General features: G+C 50.2%; 28 protein-coding genes. 25 read left to right on the forward strand and 3 right to left on the reverse strand.

Annotated features, from left to right (window positions below; genetic code table 11):
* The first annotated feature begins 2 nt into the window (after positions 1–2).
* Complete coding sequence (locus ACTHSA_RS03950; RefSeq protein ID WP_004519802.1) at positions 3–491, forward strand: PilX family type IV pilin; 489 nt, start codon at positions 3–5, stop codon at positions 489–491.
* Positions 492–542: 51 nt separating this feature from the next.
* On the opposite strand, the gene ACTHSA_RS03955 is transcribed toward ACTHSA_RS03950, so the two are convergent.
* A complete protein-coding gene (locus ACTHSA_RS03955; protein ID WP_004519803.1) occupies positions 543–1163 on the reverse strand; it encodes a Smr/MutS family protein in 621 nt (206 codons plus the stop codon).
* 136 nt (positions 1164–1299) lie between these two features.
* Here ACTHSA_RS03955 and ACTHSA_RS03960 point away from each other — a divergent pair, with 136 nt between their 5' ends.
* The 6 genes from ACTHSA_RS03960 to mutL all read left to right on the forward strand — a co-directional run bounded on the left by ACTHSA_RS03960 (position 1300) and on the right by mutL (position 7687).
* Positions 1300–1677: a hypothetical protein gene (locus tag ACTHSA_RS03960; protein ID WP_004519804.1), complete on the forward strand. Its 378-nt coding sequence runs from the start codon at positions 1300–1302 to the stop codon at positions 1675–1677.
* A 135-nt stretch (positions 1678–1812) separates the two neighbouring features.
* Positions 1813–3288 carry an anthranilate synthase component I gene (trpE, locus tag ACTHSA_RS03965; RefSeq protein WP_039862151.1) on the forward strand — a complete coding sequence of 492 codons (1476 nt, stop codon included), beginning with the start codon at positions 1813–1815 and terminating at the stop codon, positions 3286–3288.
* Between the two features lie 43 nt (positions 3289–3331).
* Positions 3332–3901: an RNA 2'-phosphotransferase gene (locus ACTHSA_RS03970; RefSeq protein ID WP_004519807.1), complete on the forward strand. Its 570-nt coding sequence runs from the start codon at positions 3332–3334 to the stop codon at positions 3899–3901.
* An 83-nt stretch (positions 3902–3984) separates the two neighbouring features.
* Positions 3985–5121 carry a 5-(carboxyamino)imidazole ribonucleotide synthase gene (locus ACTHSA_RS03975; RefSeq protein ID WP_070625381.1) on the forward strand — a complete coding sequence of 379 codons (1137 nt, stop codon included), beginning with the start codon at positions 3985–3987 and terminating at the stop codon, positions 5119–5121.
* Positions 5122–5192: 71 nt separating this feature from the next.
* A complete protein-coding gene (locus ACTHSA_RS03980) occupies positions 5193–5675 on the forward strand; it encodes a GNAT family N-acetyltransferase (RefSeq protein ID WP_004519810.1) in 483 nt (160 codons plus the stop codon).
* 35 nt (positions 5676–5710) lie between these two features.
* Complete coding sequence (gene mutL / locus ACTHSA_RS03985) at positions 5711–7687, forward strand: DNA mismatch repair endonuclease MutL (RefSeq protein WP_070587751.1); 1977 nt, start codon at positions 5711–5713, stop codon at positions 7685–7687.
* Positions 7688–8166: 479 nt separating this feature from the next.
* Here mutL and ACTHSA_RS03990 read toward each other — a convergent pair whose 3' ends face one another.
* Complete coding sequence (locus ACTHSA_RS03990) at positions 8167–8931, reverse strand: S24 family peptidase (protein ID WP_063076376.1); 765 nt, start codon at positions 8929–8931, stop codon at positions 8167–8169.
* 323 nt (positions 8932–9254) lie between these two features.
* Between ACTHSA_RS03990 and ACTHSA_RS03995 the strand changes: the two genes are divergently transcribed.
* Positions 9255–9467 carry a hypothetical protein gene (locus tag ACTHSA_RS03995; RefSeq protein WP_049352588.1) on the forward strand — a complete coding sequence of 71 codons (213 nt, stop codon included), beginning with the start codon at positions 9255–9257 and terminating at the stop codon, positions 9465–9467.
* 63 nt (positions 9468–9530) lie between these two features.
* The gene (locus ACTHSA_RS04000) at positions 9531–9788 is read left to right on the forward strand and encodes a helix-turn-helix domain-containing protein (protein ID WP_049352586.1); all 258 of its coding nucleotides are present in this window, start codon (positions 9531–9533) and stop codon (positions 9786–9788) included.
* A gap of 244 nt (positions 9789–10032) precedes the next feature.
* Here ACTHSA_RS04000 and ACTHSA_RS04005 read toward each other — a convergent pair whose 3' ends face one another.
* The gene (locus ACTHSA_RS04005) at positions 10033–10332 is read right to left on the reverse strand and encodes a hypothetical protein (protein WP_440378809.1); all 300 of its coding nucleotides are present in this window, start codon (positions 10330–10332) and stop codon (positions 10033–10035) included.
* Positions 10333–10393: 61 nt separating this feature from the next.
* Here ACTHSA_RS04005 and ACTHSA_RS04010 point away from each other — a divergent pair, with 61 nt between their 5' ends.
* From ACTHSA_RS04010 to ACTHSA_RS04085, 16 genes are all read left to right on the forward strand, one after another.
* Complete coding sequence (locus tag ACTHSA_RS04010; RefSeq protein WP_440378810.1) at positions 10394–11986, forward strand: Mu transposase C-terminal domain-containing protein; 1593 nt, start codon at positions 10394–10396, stop codon at positions 11984–11986.
* Between the two features lie 62 nt (positions 11987–12048).
* Entirely contained in the window at positions 12049–12768 is a 720-nt protein-coding gene (locus ACTHSA_RS04015; RefSeq protein WP_049358176.1) for an AAA family ATPase, read from the forward strand.
* A complete protein-coding gene (locus ACTHSA_RS04020; RefSeq protein ID WP_440378811.1) occupies positions 12765–13334 on the forward strand; it encodes a hypothetical protein in 570 nt (189 codons plus the stop codon). Before ACTHSA_RS04015 ends, ACTHSA_RS04020 begins: the two co-directional genes overlap by 4 nt.
* A complete protein-coding gene (locus ACTHSA_RS04025) occupies positions 13327–13674 on the forward strand; it encodes a hypothetical protein (RefSeq protein WP_083314034.1) in 348 nt (115 codons plus the stop codon). Before ACTHSA_RS04020 ends, ACTHSA_RS04025 begins: the two co-directional genes overlap by 8 nt.
* Before the next feature lies 1 nt (position 13675).
* Positions 13676–13918, forward strand: a complete 243-nt coding sequence (locus tag ACTHSA_RS04030; RefSeq protein WP_025457345.1) for a toxin PIN — start codon at positions 13676–13678, stop codon at positions 13916–13918.
* A gap of 27 nt (positions 13919–13945) precedes the next feature.
* Complete coding sequence (locus tag ACTHSA_RS04035; protein ID WP_063076373.1) at positions 13946–14185, forward strand: hypothetical protein; 240 nt, start codon at positions 13946–13948, stop codon at positions 14183–14185.
* Positions 14186–14284: 99 nt separating this feature from the next.
* Positions 14285–14440, forward strand: a complete 156-nt coding sequence (locus tag ACTHSA_RS04040) for a hypothetical protein (RefSeq protein WP_168162973.1) — start codon at positions 14285–14287, stop codon at positions 14438–14440.
* 189 nt (positions 14441–14629) lie between these two features.
* Positions 14630–14797 (forward strand): hypothetical protein, encoded by a 168-nt coding sequence (locus ACTHSA_RS04045; protein ID WP_168162972.1) that lies wholly within the window; start codon positions 14630–14632, stop codon positions 14795–14797.
* Complete coding sequence (locus tag ACTHSA_RS04050) at positions 14797–15288, forward strand: methyltransferase domain-containing protein (protein WP_070646216.1); 492 nt, start codon at positions 14797–14799, stop codon at positions 15286–15288. The genes ACTHSA_RS04045 and ACTHSA_RS04050 overlap by 1 nt, the downstream gene beginning before the upstream one ends.
* Entirely contained in the window at positions 15285–15482 is a 198-nt protein-coding gene (locus ACTHSA_RS04055; protein WP_049343825.1) for a hypothetical protein, read from the forward strand. Before ACTHSA_RS04050 ends, ACTHSA_RS04055 begins: the two co-directional genes overlap by 4 nt.
* Positions 15479–15835, forward strand: coding sequence for a hypothetical protein (locus ACTHSA_RS04060; RefSeq protein WP_070646213.1), 357 nt, complete (start codon positions 15479–15481; stop codon positions 15833–15835). Before ACTHSA_RS04055 ends, ACTHSA_RS04060 begins: the two co-directional genes overlap by 4 nt.
* On the forward strand, positions 15832–16659 hold the full coding sequence (locus ACTHSA_RS04065; RefSeq protein ID WP_070646210.1) for a hypothetical protein: 828 nt from the start codon (positions 15832–15834) through the stop codon (positions 16657–16659). The genes ACTHSA_RS04060 and ACTHSA_RS04065 overlap by 4 nt, the downstream gene beginning before the upstream one ends.
* 1 nt (position 16660) lies before the next feature.
* Complete coding sequence (locus ACTHSA_RS04070) at positions 16661–16906, forward strand: hypothetical protein (protein WP_049343831.1); 246 nt, start codon at positions 16661–16663, stop codon at positions 16904–16906.
* Between the two features lie 15 nt (positions 16907–16921).
* Positions 16922–17122 (forward strand): hypothetical protein, encoded by a 201-nt coding sequence (locus ACTHSA_RS04075; protein ID WP_049230751.1) that lies wholly within the window; start codon positions 16922–16924, stop codon positions 17120–17122.
* Positions 17123–17133: 11 nt separating this feature from the next.
* Complete coding sequence (locus tag ACTHSA_RS04080; protein WP_168162674.1) at positions 17134–17280, forward strand: hypothetical protein; 147 nt, start codon at positions 17134–17136, stop codon at positions 17278–17280.
* Positions 17273–17794 (forward strand): host-nuclease inhibitor Gam family protein, encoded by a 522-nt coding sequence (locus ACTHSA_RS04085; RefSeq protein ID WP_049343832.1) that lies wholly within the window; start codon positions 17273–17275, stop codon positions 17792–17794. The genes ACTHSA_RS04080 and ACTHSA_RS04085 overlap by 8 nt, the downstream gene beginning before the upstream one ends.
* The last annotated feature ends 104 nt before the right edge of the window (positions 17795–17898 follow it).

The following is a 17898-nucleotide window of genomic DNA, read 5'->3' on the forward strand; positions in this document are numbered from 1 at the left end:
AAATGAATACCACCTCTACCCAACAACTAGGCTTTACGCTGGTTGAGATGATGATTGCCGTCGCCATCTTAGCCATTCTAAGCATCATTGCCATTCCCTCTTACAACCGCTACATTGAACGCGGCTACCAATCACAAGCGCATGCCGAGTTAGTCGCCATCAATTCCGCTTTTAAAAACCAGATGGTTAAAAATCCAAAGTGGAAAACTGATGAGGTTAAAACTCAGTTGGATGACTTTATTTCCTCATATAAAGGCCATAAAGATTTGGCAGACAAATACAAATACTCCGCCGAAATGATTGATGCTAGTACAAGCCGAGCCTATCGTTTGAAAGCCATACCCACCAAAACAGGCTATACCCTTTCCGTTTGGATGGATAGTTTGGGCAATGCTTACAAATGCACTGATATTGATTCAGCCAATAATTTCAAAACCGCAATGACCAATGGAAAAGGTTGCGAATCAATTTCCAAAAAGAAATCTTCTTAGTCTGACAACCATAAAAAAGCAGTGTCATTTTATCGACACTGCTTTTTTATTTTACTGCTTCCAATCATCGTCCCGACGTTGACGCTTCAACAAGATCCTGACTGCGCCATCATTGCCTTGTCGAGGCTCGACATAAGCCAACACATCAGGATGCTGCATCAACCAGCGACGCGTCATATTTTTCAAAACCGGTTTATAGCCTGCAGAACCCAAGCCACTACCGTGGACAATCTCTCCGCAAACGCCGCGTTTTTTCGTAAACTCAATAAATTCGTTCAATACCTGCTGCGCTTCCTCCTGCGTATAGCCGTGCAAATCTACATCCGCCACCACGGGATAATGGCCGTTTCGCAAACGCATCAAATCATTTTTACCCTGCCCGTTTTTACTGAACGAAGCCGGCGGCTCTTCCCAGCCGCCGTTGCCCACATAAAAATAATCTTCCTGCTCCAAAGTCGCCATTTCTTTAGGTCGCGGCTTGATAGGTGATTTATCACGAGGCTGTTCATAATAGTTGCCGGCATTTTTCAACGGCGTAACCTTGCCAACCGCCTTGCTGAAATCTACATCCTCTACCAGCTTTTTAGCCTTCGCTTCGGCTTCCCGCTCCGCGGCTTCCTTTTTCGCCTGTTTGCCCAAAGCCTTCAGCGTTTCTTGAAAGTTTGCCGTCATGGTTTGTCCTTTCCAAAAAATTGATTGCGCACATTATAGCAAACCCGGCTACAAGGCCGTCTGAAAGACTCTTATCATCGCTTCTTGTTTAGGGTATAGTATTAACGCATTGCCAGTCTTATAAAAGAGAGAAAATATGTTTAAACGCCCGGAAGAAATCATCGTCTTGATCCTTGCCCTATTATGGGTCGGACTCAGCTACTACTTTGCCGCCATCCTGATTTCAGATGCCTACACCATTCTCCTGATTACCGTACTGACTTTTGTTTGGGTGGCCATCTGTTTCCTTTTATGGCAACGCAACTTAAGCCGTCATATTTGGCCGCTGTTCCTCGGCAGCCTGGTTGCCTGCTGGTGGCCATACTTCACTTGGCTTGCAAGCGATGTTCCCGAAGGCACATGGTATTCAGGCTGGACATTCAAATCCATTATTGCTCTGATTCCCGTTGTTGCCGCTTATGTTTTCAAGTGGAAACGGAGCCGAAAAAACAAAATCGGCAATACCCTTGCCTGATACCTCGCGCCGTCTTTTTCAGACGGCGTTTTCTATATCTGACATAACGCTCAGACTGTCAACAATCCCAATAAAATGCTATACTCTTCACACGATTTAACACCCTAAAACAGGCCGTCTGAAAGACTTATCAAGATGATCAGCAAACAAGAATACCAAGCCCAAGCCACACAAGGTTACAACCGCATTCCACTCGTTCAAGAGCTGCTTGCCGACTTGGACACACCGCTCTCAATCTACCTCAAACTTGCCAACAAGCCTTTCACCTACCTGCTCGAATCCGTTGTCGGTGGCGAACGCTTCGGCCGCTATTCCTTTATCGGCCTGCCTTGCAGCCACTATCTCAAAACCAGCGGCAAACATGTCGATGTGTATCAAAACGGCGAAATCGTCGAACAACACGACGGCAATCCCCTGCCCTTTATCGAAGCCTTCCACAACCGCTTCAAAACGCCCGAAATCCCAAGCCTGCCGCGCTTTACCGGCGGCCTGGTCGGCTATTTCGGTTATGAAACCATCTACAATTTCGAACATTTTGCCCACCGCCTGAAACATACAGCCAAAGCCGATCCGCTCGGTACGCCCGACATCCTCCTGATGCTCTCGCAAGAGCTTGCCGTAGTGGATAATCTAAGCGGCAAAATCTACCTGATTGTTTATGCCGATCCCTCTCAAGCCAATAGCTACGAACACGCGCGCGAACGTCTTGAAGACATCCGTACCCAGTTACGCCAAAGTTGCGCCATCCCGCTTTCCCTCGGCAGCAAGCAGACGCAAGCAGTCAGCGAATTTGGAGAAGAACCTTTCAAAGCCTGCGTCAACAAAATCAAAGACTACATCTTTGCAGGCGACTGCATGCAGGTTGTCCCCAGCCAACGCATGAGCATGGAATTTACCGACAATCCGCTTGCCCTCTACCGCGCCCTGCGTACGCTGAACCCATCGCCGTATATGTTCTACTACGATTTCGGCGATTTCCATATTGTCGGCTCTTCGCCCGAAATCCTCGTCCGCCGCGAATGCGACGATGTTATCGTCCGTCCTATCGCCGGTACACGCCTGCGCGGCAAAACACTAGCCGAAGACCTTGCCAACGAACAAGACCTGCTGAGCGATGCCAAAGAGATTGCCGAACACGTCATGTTGATTGACTTAGGACGCAACGACGTCGGCCGTATCAGTAAAACCGGCGAAGTCAAAGTCACCGACAAAATGGTGATTGAAAAATACTCCCATGTGATGCACATCGTCTCCAATGTCGAAGGCCGTCTGAAAGACGGCATGACCAACATGGACATCCTCGCCGCCACCTTCCCGGCAGGCACACTTTCCGGTGCCCCCAAAGTCCGCGCCATGGAAATCATCGAAGAAGTCGAACCGAGCAAACGCGGCATCTACGGCGGCGCAGTCGGCGTATGGAGTTTCAACAACGACATGGATTTGGCCATTGCCATCCGCACCGCCGTGATTAAAAACAATACCCTCTTCGTCCAAAGCGGCGCAGGCGTAGTTGCCGACTCTGACCCAACCTCCGAATGGCAGGAAACCCAAAACAAAGCCCGCGCAGTAATCCGCGCAGCGCAAATGGTGCAAGAAGGATTGGATAAATAATTTTCAGACGGCCTGCACTCTGAAATAAATAAACAACAAGATTATGATACTCAACGAAAAACAATTAAAATCCGTCAGCAAATTCCTCAGCTTTATCTTGCGCCACCATCCCGAGCAAATCGGCATTACTTTGGATAAAGACGGCTGGGTGGATATTGATACCCTACTGACGCAGGTAAATCATCCCGAGCGTGGCTTTACAGGTAATCCGCTGACCTACGAAGTATTGCTGGAAGTGGTCGAAAACAATGATAAAAAACGGTTTACCCTTTCTGAAGACGGCAAACGCATCCGCGCTGCACAAGGTCATTCGACGGCACAAGTTCAGGTTGAACACAAAGTGGCAACGCCTCCTCAGATTTTGTATCACGGTACGGCTGAGCGCTCTGTTCCGTCTATATTGGAACAAGGTCTGCATTCTGCCTCCCGTCATTTTGTCCATCTGTCTGCCGATGCCGAAACAGCCGTCAACGTCGGCTCTCGCCACGGCAAACCGGTTGTATTGACCATCGACACTGTCGCCATGCTTGCAGCAGGACATCAATTTTATTTGGCGGACAACGGCGTATGGTTAACTGAAAACGTTCCGCCGCAATTTATCGGCAAACTTTAAAACATCAGGCCGTCTGAAGCCGTAAAACCATTTTCAGACGGCCTGCAAACACCCTACCCAATTTCTTCATAAAGCGATTATCCATGAACACATCCCCCATCCTCCCTCCTGCTATGCTCGGCATTCTTGGCGGCGGACAATTAGGCAGAATGTTTACTGTTGCTGCCAAAACCATGGGCTACAAAGTAACCGTACTCGATCCCGACCCGAATGCGCCGGCAGCAGAATTTGCCGACCGTCATTTATGCGTGCCGTTTGACGACCAAACTGCTTTGGAAGAATTGGCAAAATGCGCGGCAGTTACGACTGAGTTTGAAAACGTCAATGCCGACGCGATGCGTTTTCTCGCCAAACACACCAATGTTTCCCCCAGCGGCGACTGTGTTGCCATCGCGCAAAACCGCATTCAGGAAAAGGCATGGATACGCAAAGCAGGCCTGCAAACCGCGCCGTATCAAGCAGTTTGCAAGACCGAAGACATCACTGAAGAAAGCATACAATTTCTGCCCGGTATCCTGAAAACCGCCACTTTGGGCTACGACGGCAAAGGCCAAATCCGCGTAAAAACATTGGATGAACTCAAAGCCGCGTTTGCCGAACACGGCGGCGTGGATTGCGTTTTGGAAAAAATGGTGGACTTGCGCGGCGAGATTTCCGTTATCGTATGCCGTCTGAACAATGACAACGTGCAAACTTTCGACCCTGCCGAAAACATTCACGAAAACGGTATCCTCGCCTACTCCATCGTCCCTGCACGACTGAGTGCCGACATTCAGCTACAAGCGCGACAAATGGCGCAGCGTTTGGCCGATGGGTTGAACTACGTCGGCGTATTGGCAGTAGAAATGTTTGTTGTCGGCGACACACATGAATTGGTCGTCAACGAAATCGCCCCGCGTCCGCACAATTCCGGCCACCATACCATCGACGCCTGCGCGACAGACCAATTCCAGCAACAGGTTCGCCTGATGTGCAACCTGCCTCCGGCTGACACCAAATTGCTGAGCTCTTGCTGTATGGCGAATATTTTGGGTGACGTTTGGAAGAAAGACGGCGACGAACCCGAATGGCTGCCGCTGCAAAGCAACCCGAATGCACATCTGCATCTTTACGGTAAAAAAGCCGCGCGCAAAGGCCGAAAAATGGGCCACTTTACCGTCTTGGCCAATGATGCGGACAACGCGTTCCAAACTGCACAAACCTTACATCAAAGCCTGTAACCTTACCCACTTTTTCAGACGGCCTTTGGTTGCCAAAGGCCGTCTGAAATCAATTTTTCCGACCATCCGCCATGAGCCTTCTGACCATCCTCCGTCCGGCAACCGAAAAAGACTGCCAAGCCATACACAACGCCCATCTGCATGCCGTTCAATACGCCTGCATCCGCAGTTACGATGAAACCATTATGCACGCATGGGAAAGTCTGCTCGACATCAACAGCTATTTGGAAACCATCTCCGATAAAAACAAAGCCTTGTGGGTGGTCGAATACAAAGGGCTGATTCAAGGCTTCTTCCAAGTCGATTTCAAAGAAGCGCAACTGGACGCCTTATACGTCCATCCGCTCTTCCACAATCTCGGCTTGGGCACGGCCCTGCTCAGCCGCTCCGAAGAAATGGCACGAAATGCAGGTCTCAGCTTTCTCAAACTGTATGCCTCGCTCAATTCCGTGCCTTTCTATCGCCTCAACCGTTATGAATCGCTCGGCACTGCCGTGTTGCAACTGAACAAAACCGTCCGCGTCGAATGCGAATTGATGCGCAAATACCTGTAAATTCCCCTTCCGCCGTTGCTTTTTGAAAGAAACCGATGTCCCGAATTGCCGCCCTGCCCGACCATCTTGTCAACCAAATCGCCGCCGGCGAAGTGGTCGAACGTCCTGCCAACGCCTTGAAAGAAATCGTTGAAAACAGCATCGATGCAGGAGCGACAACGATTGATGTCGAGCTGGCCGGCGGCGGTATCCGCCTAATTCGCGTCAGCGACAACGGCAGCGGTATCCATCCGGACGACATCGAGCTTGCGCTCCACCGCCACGCCACCAGCAAAATCAAAACCTTAAACGATTTGGAACACGTTGCCAGCATGGGCTTTCGCGGCGAAGGCTTGGCCAGTATCGCCTCCGTCAGCCGCCTGACCCTGACCAGCCGTCAAGAAGACAGTTCGCACGCGACCCAAGTCAAAGCCGAAGACGGCAAACTCAGCAGTCCTACGGCAGCCGCCCACCCCGTCGGCACCACCATCGAAGCTGCCGAACTCTTCTTCAATACCCCCGCGCGGCGCAAGTTCCTCAAATCTGAAAACACCGAATACGCCCACTGCGCCACCATGCTCGAACGCCTCGCTCTGGCGCATCCGCACATTGCCTTCTCACTCAAACGCGACAGCAAACAAGTATTCAAACTTCCTGCACAAAGCCTGCATGAACGGATTGCCGCCATTGTCGGCGATGATTTTCAGACGGCCTCATTGGAAATTGACAGCGGCAATGGCGCGCTGCGGCTTTATGGCGCGATTGCCAAGCCGACCTTTGCCAAAGGCAAAACCGACAAACAATACTGCTTCGTCAACCATCGTTTTGTCCGCGACAAAGTCATGCTCCATGCCGTCAAGCAGGCATACCGCGACGTATTGCACAACGCGCTGACGCCTGCTTTCGTCCTCTTCCTCGACCTGCCGCCCGAAGCCGTGGATGTCAACGTCCACCCGACCAAAACAGAGATCCGCTTCCACGACAGCCAGCAGGTGCACCAACTCGTGTTCCACACGCTCAACAAAGCCCTTGCCGATACACGCGCCGACCTGACCGAAAGCGTCAGCAATGCAGGCGAAGTGTTGCATGACATTACCGGCGTTACTCCTGCACCAATGCCGTCTGAAAACAACAGCGAAAATCTGTTTGATAGCGCATCCAACTACCCAACAGGCAACAAACCCGATACACGCAATGCCTTTGGTCCATCAGGCAAAACCGCGCCCATGCCCTACCAAGCCTCGCGTGCGCCGCAACAACGCAGCCTGTCTCTGCGCGAAAGCCGCGCGGCCATGAATACTTACGCCGAGCTCTACAAAAAAACCGACGACATCGACCTTGAGTTGAGCCAATTCGAGCAGGCATGTTTCGGTAATATGCCGTCTGAAACGCCTACTCCCCAAACAGATACGCCGCTTTCAGACGGCCTTCCCTCCCAATCCGAACTGCCGCCACTAGGCTTCGCCATCGCCCAACTCTTAGGCATCTACATCCTTGCCCAAGCCGAAGACAGCCTGTTGCTCATCGATATGCACGCTGCCGCCGAACGCGTCAACTACGAGAAAATGAAACTCCAACGTCAGGAAAACGGCAACCTGCAAAGCCAACGCTTGCTCATCCCCGTTACCTTCGCCGCGTCCCACGAAGAATGCGCCTCCCTTGCCGATCACGCCGAAACGCTGGCAGGCTTTGGCCTGGAATTGTCCGACATGGGCGGCAATACCCTTGCCGTCCGCGCAGTTCCCGCCATGCTCGGCAAAGCCGACGTCGTTTCACTGGCCAAAGATGTATTGGGCGAACTCGCCCAAGTCGGCAGCAGCCAAACCATCGAGGAACACGAAAACCACATCCTCGCCACCATGTCCTGCCACGGCTCAGTCCGCGCCGGCCGCCAACTGACTTTGCCCGAAATGAACGCACTCCTGCGCGATATGGAAAACACACCGCGTAGCAACCAGTGCAATCACGGCCGTCCGACATGGGTCAAACTGACTTTAAAAGAATTGGATGCGTTGTTTTTACGCGGACAGTAATACAGTAATAAAGAGCAGTCAAAAGCTTTAAAGCTCCCTGAAAACATCAATATGTGTTTTTAGATAGCTTATTTGCAAAATCTCGTCTATGAATAAAACCCTATTTTTCATACTGATCACCTTATTGATACAACCTGTTTATGCAGAAAAAATAAGATATGACAAACCTGAATATTGGCAATTAATCCATTCTTATCCCGATAAAAGTAAATCGATCTACGGTAATACTCTTATCCGATCGCTTTCACCCCAAAGTTTATTGATGGAGATACGTCATAAGAAAGCTAAGCCACTGCCTAATGTGGGGTGGTGTTAGTTTTGTCATAGATATATAACGAGAAAAAAAGGCGGAAATTATTGAAAGACTAAGGAAATTTAAAAAAGTGGGGGAAATTTTAGAATTGCGAAAAAAGCGCGAAATCTGACAGTTTTTTGTCGGTTTCGCGCTTTTTTTGTCATGGGAATTATCGGGAAGTTGTTTATTTTGATATGCCGCAGCTCCAGAGGTATTTGCCGAGGATTTGGAAGTCGGCGGGGGTGGAGGCGGACAGGGTCAGTTGGGTTGTCGGGTAGATGGATTTATTTGGGTTGTCGCTGATGATGTTGAGTGTATCGGCGGTCAGGCGTTGCAGGCGTTTGACTCGGAGTTCGTCTTGTTGCCGGAAGAGGTAGATTCCTTCCCGGGTGTAGCGCGTGGCGGTTTGCCATAGGACGGTGCCTTGGTCGATTAGGGTTGGAAACATGCTGTCCCCGTCGATACGGGTACAGAAGCAGTCTGCGGGGGAGAGCTGCAGGTGTTTGAAGAAGGCGGTTCGGAACCACATGGCTTCGGGGTTGGTATCCCACGGTATTGCGCCGCTGCCTGCGCTGGCGAAGACTTCTTTGTAATAGCGGACGGGTACGATGTCGCGCGTATCCTGACGTGCCGCCCAGTCTGCGTAATCCATATTTTCGATATGCGCTACATCGGGTTGAGTGTTGCGGACTTCAAGCGGTGTGTCTGTTTCCGCGCCATCTATCAAATGGAGCAAGCCTTTTTGTTCCAATTCATCAATAACATAAGGAGGAAGAGGGTAGATTCTTTTAACACCTTTCTTCCCACCTTGTGAAGGTGCTTCTTCATATTCCCAATGTTCTCTTTCTGCCCTGTATTGAATGGCGCGTGTTGTATTCGGCAGGCTTATCAGATTCAACTGGGTAATCAAATTCTGAATTTCAGAGATGCTGAATTTTGGCTCTTTCATTTCCATGCTCCAATTAAAAACATGGAAAAAATCTTAGAAATTATTTTCATATTTAAAACAATCACTTGTCAAAACAACATAGAAAAGCATGGAAATTTTAGTTGCGAAATAATTTCCAAGTTATATAATTTTAAAAACAGCGAAACGGCAACTTTAAAACAGTATAACCGATTTTGCAGTGTTCTTTAACAATTTGGAAATAGCCAAAAAAATGACGGGTATTCGGCCCGTCAGGAAGGAGACTGTTTAACAGGTCGTCTGAAACGGTTCGGACGACCGATTAAGCGGTTTTGCTTAGATACTTTATACAGAAAGGAATCAAAATGAAGCACATTGCAAATATTATGCAGATGAACGATTGGGATATGAATCAAGAAAGTACAGTGGGGCGGATATTGGAATATGGTCGCGGGAAGACTAAAAAATTCGTCATCGAATGGTTGGGTGGAGAGAAAACCGAAGTGAAAGGCGGTTATTACGATGCCTGTGCTATAGGTTTGAATGCTGATACTTGGAACTTTATTCGTCGAATTTAATAAGGTTAAACAGGTCGTCTGAAACGGCGGACGACCTGTCTAGATAATAAAGAAAGGAAAACGATGAGTGGTATGCATCCTGAAATGATACGGGCGGAAATCAAAATGAAGGGACTGTCGCTTGCCGATGTGGCTGCGATGGCAGGTATAGGCGAAAGCACAGTGCGTCAGGCTTTGAGAAAGCCGTCGACTGCCGGCGAGATGGCGATTGCGAAAGTGTTGGGCAAGCCCTTGTATGAGCTGTGGCCTGAACGGTGGACGAAAGACGGGCGGCGCATCCGCCCCCGCTATGCTTATTTATATAAAGAGGCGGCAGCATGAAAACGCATTATTCGATTTCCGAGTTATTGGAAATGAACTTGGAAAAATTTCCTAAGACGAACAGAGCAATCTTATATAAGGTTGAACGAGAGAAGTGGTCTTTTATTGAAGCCTCTTGTCAGGGTGGGAAAAACGGCAAACGCCGCGAATATGCACCGCCCCCAGAGGTGTTGAAACTGATTCAGGCGAAGAAGCTGAACGAGGTTTTGGGCGGTTTGTCAGATTTGCCCGCCCCCCTGTCTTCTTATGAAGAAAAAGGCGGCGAGGAGGCGGGGCTGCCCTCTCCCGATGTGCGAGGGGGACAGCTTACCATCGGCGTTGCGGACGGCTCGACGGAGCAACAACGGCTGTGCGAATCGGCACGACGCGGGGTTTTGTCTGCGGTCGAGCTGGTAATGGCGGAATCGGGTGTGTCGAAGGAGGCGGCGATGACGACTGTTTTGACGCAGGCGAAGATGCCTGGCTTCGAGCATATTGCGAAGCTGTTTTCTTTGGCTGCCGACGGGCGCGGCGGCGGTGGGAAGCTGCCGAGCGTACGGACCATCAAGAGGTGGTTTGCGGCGCGGGAATCTAACAGCCTCGCGCCGAAATCTAGAACCGAGGATATGAACGTCCCGTCTTGGCTGCCGGTGTTTTTGGAATGCTACCGGCTGCCGATGAAGCCTTCTGTTTCTGAAGCTTACCGCTTGTTTGTGAACAGGCTGGAGGCTTTGCCCTCTCCCCAACCCTCTCCCACGGGGAGAGGGGGCGATGTGCCGAGTATCCATCAGGTGCGCCGGTGGTTGGGCAAGCTTGGCAATGTGGAGCGTGAACGCGGACGACGCGGCGCGCGGGATTTGAAAAATATCCTGCCGCACAAACGGCGCGATTTCCTGCACTTGAAACCTGCCGCCATCTACACCGCCGACGGTCATACGTTTGATGCGGAGGTGTTGAATCCGTTATCGGGGCTGCCGTTCAGACCTGAAATTACGACGGTTTTGGACGTTGGCACAAGACGGTGTATGGGCTGGAGCGTGGGGCTGGCGGAAAGCCGGTTTACCGTGCTTGAGGCTTTAAGCCACGCGAGCCGCGCGGCCATCGGTGCGCTTTGGTATGTGGACTGGGGTCGTGGCTTTGAAAACTTGATGATGACGGATGAGGCAACGGGTCTGATGGGCAGGCTGGGTATGACGATGACGCATTCGCGGGCTTATAACTCGCAAGCGAAGGGCGCGTCGGAACGCAGCCATAATATTTTCACACGGGCGGCGGCGAACCTGCCGTCTTTTGTGGGAAAAAATATGGACGACGAGGCGCGGCAGAAGCTGTTTAAGTTGTCGCGTAAGGAAGTCCGCCTGCACGGGAAGATTTTGAATTCGCCGATTCCTACTTGGGATGAGTTTAAGGGCTATATCGAACGGGTGGTGGACGAATATAACGACCGACCGCACCGTTCGCTGCCTAAGTTTACCGACCGCGATGGCAAACGCCGGCATATGTCGCCTAATGAGTTTTGGGCTTTGAAGGTGGCGGAGTTTGGCGAGCCGCCGAGAGTGTCGCCGGAGGAGGAAGGGTATTTGTTCCGACCGCAGGTGATGCGCACGGTACGGCGCGGAGAGGTATCGCTGTTCAGCAATACTTATTATTCCGCCGAACTGATGGAGTTCAACGGCGAAACGGTCAGGGTCGGCTACGACGTGCAGGACGCGCTTTGGGTTTGGATTTACGACGATGTCGGCCGCCTTATCTGCAAAGCGGAATGGCATGGAAATTCGACGGATTATATGCCTGTCAGCGTCTTGGAGCGCGCGGAAGACAAACGCAACGACGAGCGTCTGAAACGCAACGAGCTTCAACAACAAAACATCCTGAAAGAACGCCGCGTACCGACCATCGAACATCAGGACTCGGTCAATATCGGGGGGATGGTGCTGGATATGGGTCAAATCAAGGCTAAGGCTGCCGCATTGGCAGCACGCCGAAACCGTGAGGACGATTTAACGGTCGAGGCTGTGGCAGTGAAGACGGTGGAAATGCCGTCTGAAACGGAAGCTGCTGCGGGATGGTCGGTACCGTCCGAAGCATCGGAGCGGTTTGCGCTGTATCAGCGTCTTTGCGGTCAGACGGATTTGCCGCCGCAGGCGCAAAGATGGCTGGAGCGGTATCCGCAAAGCAATGAGTATAAGGCGTTGTCCAAACGGGCGATGCTGGCTTGATTTCAGACGACCTTTCGGGGTTTTAAACAAGGTTTATTCACTAATTTAAAAGGATTTTAAAAATGAAAATTGCAAATATCAACAATCTGTCTTTGGTCTCCGTTGCGATGGAGCGTTTGGTTAACCGTCAGGACGGTTTGCCGGGTTTGGGTGTGTTGTACGGCCCTTCGGGTTTCGGTAAGACGACGGCGACGGTGGCGGTGGCGAATGAGACACGAGCTTACTATGTCCAGCTGCGCAGCGCATGGAGCAAAAAGACGCTGTTGGAAAAAATCTGCTTCGAGATGGGCTTGCCGCCTGCCCGGACGGCGGCGGGTTGTTTGGATGTGATCTGCGAACAGTTGGCCGCCAGCCAACGTCCGTTGATTTTGGATGAGGCGGACTATTTGGTTACGCATAAGGGATTGGTCGAGCTGGTGCGCGACATCTACGAGGGCAGCCAAGCCCCGCTGATGTTGGTGGGCGAGGAGATGTTGCCGACCAAGCTGAAGAAATTCGAGCGTTTCCACGGTCGCGTGTTGGCTTGGGTACCTGCGCAGCCTGTCGATTTGGCAGACGCGGAAGAGTTGGCGAAGGTTTACGCACCTGATTTGACGTTTGAAAAAGATGCGCTGTCTTATTTGGTGGATTTGGCGCACGGCTCGGTACGCCGCGTAACGGTCAATTTGGTCAATCTGTTGGAGCTTGCCAACCAGCAAGGCTTGGATACGGTAACGCGCGAGGTTTGTGCGAAAGCCGATCTGTACAAGGGCGAAGCACCTAAACGCGGGGTCAAATTATGAGCGTGACGACATTGACGAAGCCCCGCAACCGCCGACAAGAGATTTGGAACTGTCTGCGGGGCAATAAGGACAGGCTTCAGACGGTCTCTGAAATCGCCAAAGCCTGCCAACTGAGCGGGAATACGGTGTACACGTATCTGAAAGCTCTTAATAAAGGCGGGTTTGTGTCGATACAGAAGGGTTCGGACTTTTGCAGCCCGTACGGATACCGACTGGAGCGGGATGCGGGTGTGGATGCGCCCCGCTTGTCTGATGACGGTCAGCCGGTGAAATGTCCGGTAACGGAAGCCTTGTGGCGAACGATGCGGATTTTGAAAACCTTTGACTTGGACAGCCTGACGGCCCACGTCAATATGACACACCCTGTCAGCCGCAGTATGGCCAAGGTTTATGCTCAACACCTTGAAGCAGCGGGTTATCTGAAAAATACGGGCAACGCTCGGAAAAAATCGTTTGTCCTTTTGAAGAATACAGGGTCGAAAGCACCGCAGCTGCTGGCTGTCAGAGAGGTGTACGACCCAAATATAAACGAAATTGTATTAAGGGAGGTTCCTGATTATGAATAAAAAAGATTATATGAAAGAAGATTGGTACGCGGTTTTGAAGGAAGAGGTCGAGAAAGACGGACTGATGAAGACTGCGGCAAAACTCCGATACAGCGCGACAAGCATCAGTCTGATTTTGAACGGCAAATACAACGGCAAGCCTGACAAAGTTGCTGCGAAAGTGGCGGATGTATTTCGCAAGGTGATGTGTCCGTTTGAAGGTCGACGGATGGAACGAGCCGAATGTATTGAAATCTCTCTCTCCCCCGCTCCGACGCATAACCCTATCAAAATGCAGCACTGGCGGGCATGTCAAAAGTGTGAAATTAAACCATGCGAAAAGCGTAAAAAGGTTGGCTGAAATGAGACACGAATATGCGGTACACGCCGGAGTCTATGAGGACACTTGGCACGATTATGAAACCCATAAACGGCGGAAGATTTGGCGTGCGGATATACGCGGCAAGCGGAAAGAAGGCTTCGCATGGTTGCAAATCCGCCGACTGCGGAAACGCTTCGAGAGCAAAGAGGAAGCCAAGGAATGGGCGGCGCAGGTTAAGGCGGATTGGGTGCGCAATAATTTTTTTGCCTTAAGAAAATATTAAGTAATTGATTTATAAGGAAATAGGAAAATGTCTAATTTGTTTTGCGAACGGAAAACCAAGTGGATCGGTTTGGCTTTTTGGTTGTTGTTTTGGGCGGTTTTGGTGGGAACGATGCTTCACAGCTGCTCTAAGCCGGTGGTGTCGGCGGCGAAGTTGGAAATGTCACGCCGCGAGCGGATGGCGGACTTGGAGGCTCAAGCCTTGGGCGAGCAATACGAGTCGATGAGTACGGAGGAAAAAATGAAGGGGATTGTTTATGAGCGATAAGCCATTGAGCCCTACGGCGAAACAAGAGGCTTTGGATCGGGCGGTAAAGGAAATCCGCGCGAAATATGGTGATAAGGCGATTTTGAAAGGATGTGTGAAATGAGTTTCGGACGACGTAATACGGATTGGCAGGCTTGGGGACAACACCGCAGGCGTACGACGGCGCGAATGGCGCAAAAAAGCCGGGAGCGTGAAATCGAAGAATATCAGGCGCGTTTCAGACGGCCTGTTGACAAGAAGGAGGAGAAAAAATGATTTGGTTTGTTGTCGGATTGGCGGTGTTGGTGCTGCTGGGGATTTGGCTTGAAATGCTGGCCCGAATCGTCGTGTTGCACATGACAGGTAAATGGCATGACGACAATTAAAACGGTAAGTCGTTGATGTTGCTCTATATTTTTTTGCCTTATTGAAAATATAAGATGTTGATTTAAAAGGATTTAAGAAATGAATCAAAAAGAAATTACCGAATGGATCGAAGACCGTGGCGAGCTGATGCTCATGAAGAAGGACGGCGAGGGATTTGTGATTGCCGCGCGTGCGCCGGACGGGATGTGGAAAACGGCGGAGGCGGAAACTTTGGCTCGGGCGATAACTTTATGGGAGGAAGCGTGATGAAGGTATTAGACCCGTGTTGCGGCAGCCGGATGATGTGGTTCGATAAAAATAACCCTGAAGCTGTTTTCGGCGATAAACGCAAAGAAATCCATCTACTGAAAGACCGGAAATATCTGCGCAAACTGGAAATTAATCCCGATGTGGTTATGGATTTTACAAATATCCCTTTTCCTGACAACACGTTCGCAGTAGTGGTTTTCGATCCGCCTCATTTACAAAGAGCGGGAGAAAAATCTTGGCTTGCAAAAAAATACGGGGTGTTGGGCAATGAGTGGAGAGAAGATTTTCGTAAAGGGTTTGCTGAGTGTTTCCGGGTATTGCGTCCTGACGGCATATTGATTTTTAAGTGGAGTGAAAATCAAATCCCTGTGAAAGAGATTCTTGCTCTGACTAACGTAGAACCACTTATTGGGCACGTTAGCATGAAGCATAAGCAAAACCAAACACAGACACATTGGATAACGTTTTTGAAGGAAGAAGCGTCATGAGCATTGGAATGATGATTTATCTCTTGATCTGCGGGCTGATTGGTTTGGCACTGGTGGTTTTGGCACTGATGAGCCTGATTGAAAACTGGTTTAAGCAGCGGACTAAAGCTGTTGTTTTGGATGCCTGCGGTATGTTTTTTGGGTTGATTGTTGTCCTTGTGGCGTTTTTGGCGATTCTTGGGGTGGTTAAATGATTGAAATCAGAAGTAAAAACTTTGTTGCGTACAACGCGAGTGAAAGTGTTTTGGAAAGCATCATCAAGGATGTTTTCACGGGGGCGATGTTAGGGTTTTGTGTGTATATCAGCCATTGGTCAGCCTCAGTGTTTTGGACATTTATCAGCGGTTTGATGTTTTTGTCTTATCTGGGCATTAAGTTGGGCAGGTTGATGCGTGACAAGCAAACTAAGTTTGAAACTTGGTCAGAGTTTAAGACATGGATCGATAAACAAGCTGAACTTGAAAATCACTTGGCAGGTAATGTTCAAATCGTAAAAGGCAATGGAAATGTACAGGCTGGTGGCGATGTTTGGAAGGATAAACAATGAACATCAAATGCCCGAACTGCGGGGCGGTGCATAGTCTGGACAGCTTAATCAACGATGCCGACGCATCGTCTGTATTGCGGGCTGTGTTGGAGATGGATGCTGAAATGGGCAAGGCGGCGATACGGTATATCGGTTTGTTCCGCCCCGCCAAGTCCCAGCTCTCTTGGGCGCGTACCGCGAAACTGCTGAATGAGTTGCTGCCGATGATTAAGGCACAGGAGGCGGCACGCGACGGGGTTTGTTTCCCCGCTCCTACCGAGGCTTGGATTCACGGTTTTAATGAAACCGTTAATGCCCGCGACCAAGGCCGTCTGAAACTGCCCTTAAAGTCGCATGGTTATTTGCTGGAGATTATCAGCCAGTGGCAGGGTTCGGGGGTGCCCTCTCCCCAGCCCTCTCCCACGGGGAGAGGGGGCGAAGGCGGCGCACCGTCCAAGCTGCGGCAGGGTGTGGCAGCCTTGGGCGAATGGGCAGGAGAAGATTGGGCGAAACGAGAAATCGCTTCAGGTTTTACATTGCTTGCCGCGCTCAATCTACCCAACCGACCGGCAGCGCAGGATATGCCGGTAGTTGCGGAAATTTGGTATCGGAAACTGATGGAGAAAAAAGAAATCGTCTCGCCGGAGTATGACCCGATACGGATTCAGACGGGGTTTAAGGTATTGCAGGCGGCGGAAACATGGCCGCACCCCGCCGAACTGCTCCGCAACCTGCCGCCACGGTTGATACCAAGGGCGATGCTGGCAAAGCCCGCGCCGGATAAGGAAAAAGGCCGTCAGAAAATGGCGGAAGTGAAAGATGTTTTAAACAAGAAAGGTAAGTGAAATGAAAGAGTATGTTTTTAAAATCATTGCGGAAAATGGGAAGTGTCGCGTCGAGTTGCCCGAAATCAAGATAAACGGTGAGTATCAAGCTCCCGACCTGATGGCTGCGTTGACAACGGAATTTTTAGACAGCGTATGCAGTGATGCCGCCCGAGATACGGAAGGATTTATCAAGGCTGCTGTCACTAATTTAAAAGCATTGCAACTGGCAAGACAGTTGAGAGATGCAGACCGAAAAGTAAACTAAGAAAGGAAAAAGAAAATGGCTAAAGTCATTATTACCATTAAAGATAGTACCAAAAGCTTATTTGATTTTGAAATCAAAGGATTGGGAGATGATAGTGAAAAAACTCCTGCAATCTTTGCCGGACATGCTGCAGCAGGCTATCTGAGAAAAAGGCAAACAGCACTCCACGAGAATTTTTTAAGTCAAATTTTACGAGACTTATCAGATCAAGATTAAAGGAAAACATCATGATTGAACCGCATGAGTACCGTCTATTGGACGAATATTTAGAGCAAGACTGGGATGCCTTTATCAGTTTTGCTGAGACTAAAGGATTTGAAGCAAGCGAAGTATATCAACTACTCAACAAACTGGAGGAAAAAGCAAATGGCTAAAACCCGAATCAAACAACCCGCTATCGAAGCGGCACAAGACAAAGCGGAAGTTACTGCGTTTATCCGTAAAATCGGCGATTTGCAGCGCGAAGTCAAACGCCTGGAAACCGAAGCCGGAGACAAAAAAGCGGTCATCGAAGAAGAATATGCCGCCAAAGCTGCGCCGATGTGTGCCGAAATCATGAGCCTGACCGAACGTGTGGCCGCATACTGCGAGGCACATAAGGACGAGCTGACGGAAAACGGTAAAACCAAAACTGTGGACTTTACCACCGGCCTGATTAAATGGCGCATCCGTCCGCCATCCGTCAAGGTAACGGGCGTGGCTGCCGTCTTGGCGTGGCTCTCGGAGAAATCCGCCTTTGCCGAGTTTGTCCGCACAAAAAAGGAAATCGACAAAGATGCCATCCTGAATCAAAAAGAGCGTTTTTCAGACGGCCAAGTGCCGGGGATTAAGATTGTGTCGGGGCTTGAGGATTTTGTGATTGAGCCTACTGAGCAGGAGTTGGCGTAGAAGTGTTTTAAAGTCTTTAACAGGGGATTTAACAACAGTTTTAACAAGCTGTTTAAATCTTCTGTTAAATTTTTACAATAAACCATATATTCCAATATTTCCAA

Origin of the sequence: Neisseria sp. P0008.S002, from assembly GCF_051962805.1 — a bacterium.
Lineage (GTDB): Bacteria > Pseudomonadota > Gammaproteobacteria > Burkholderiales > Neisseriaceae > Neisseria > Neisseria perflava.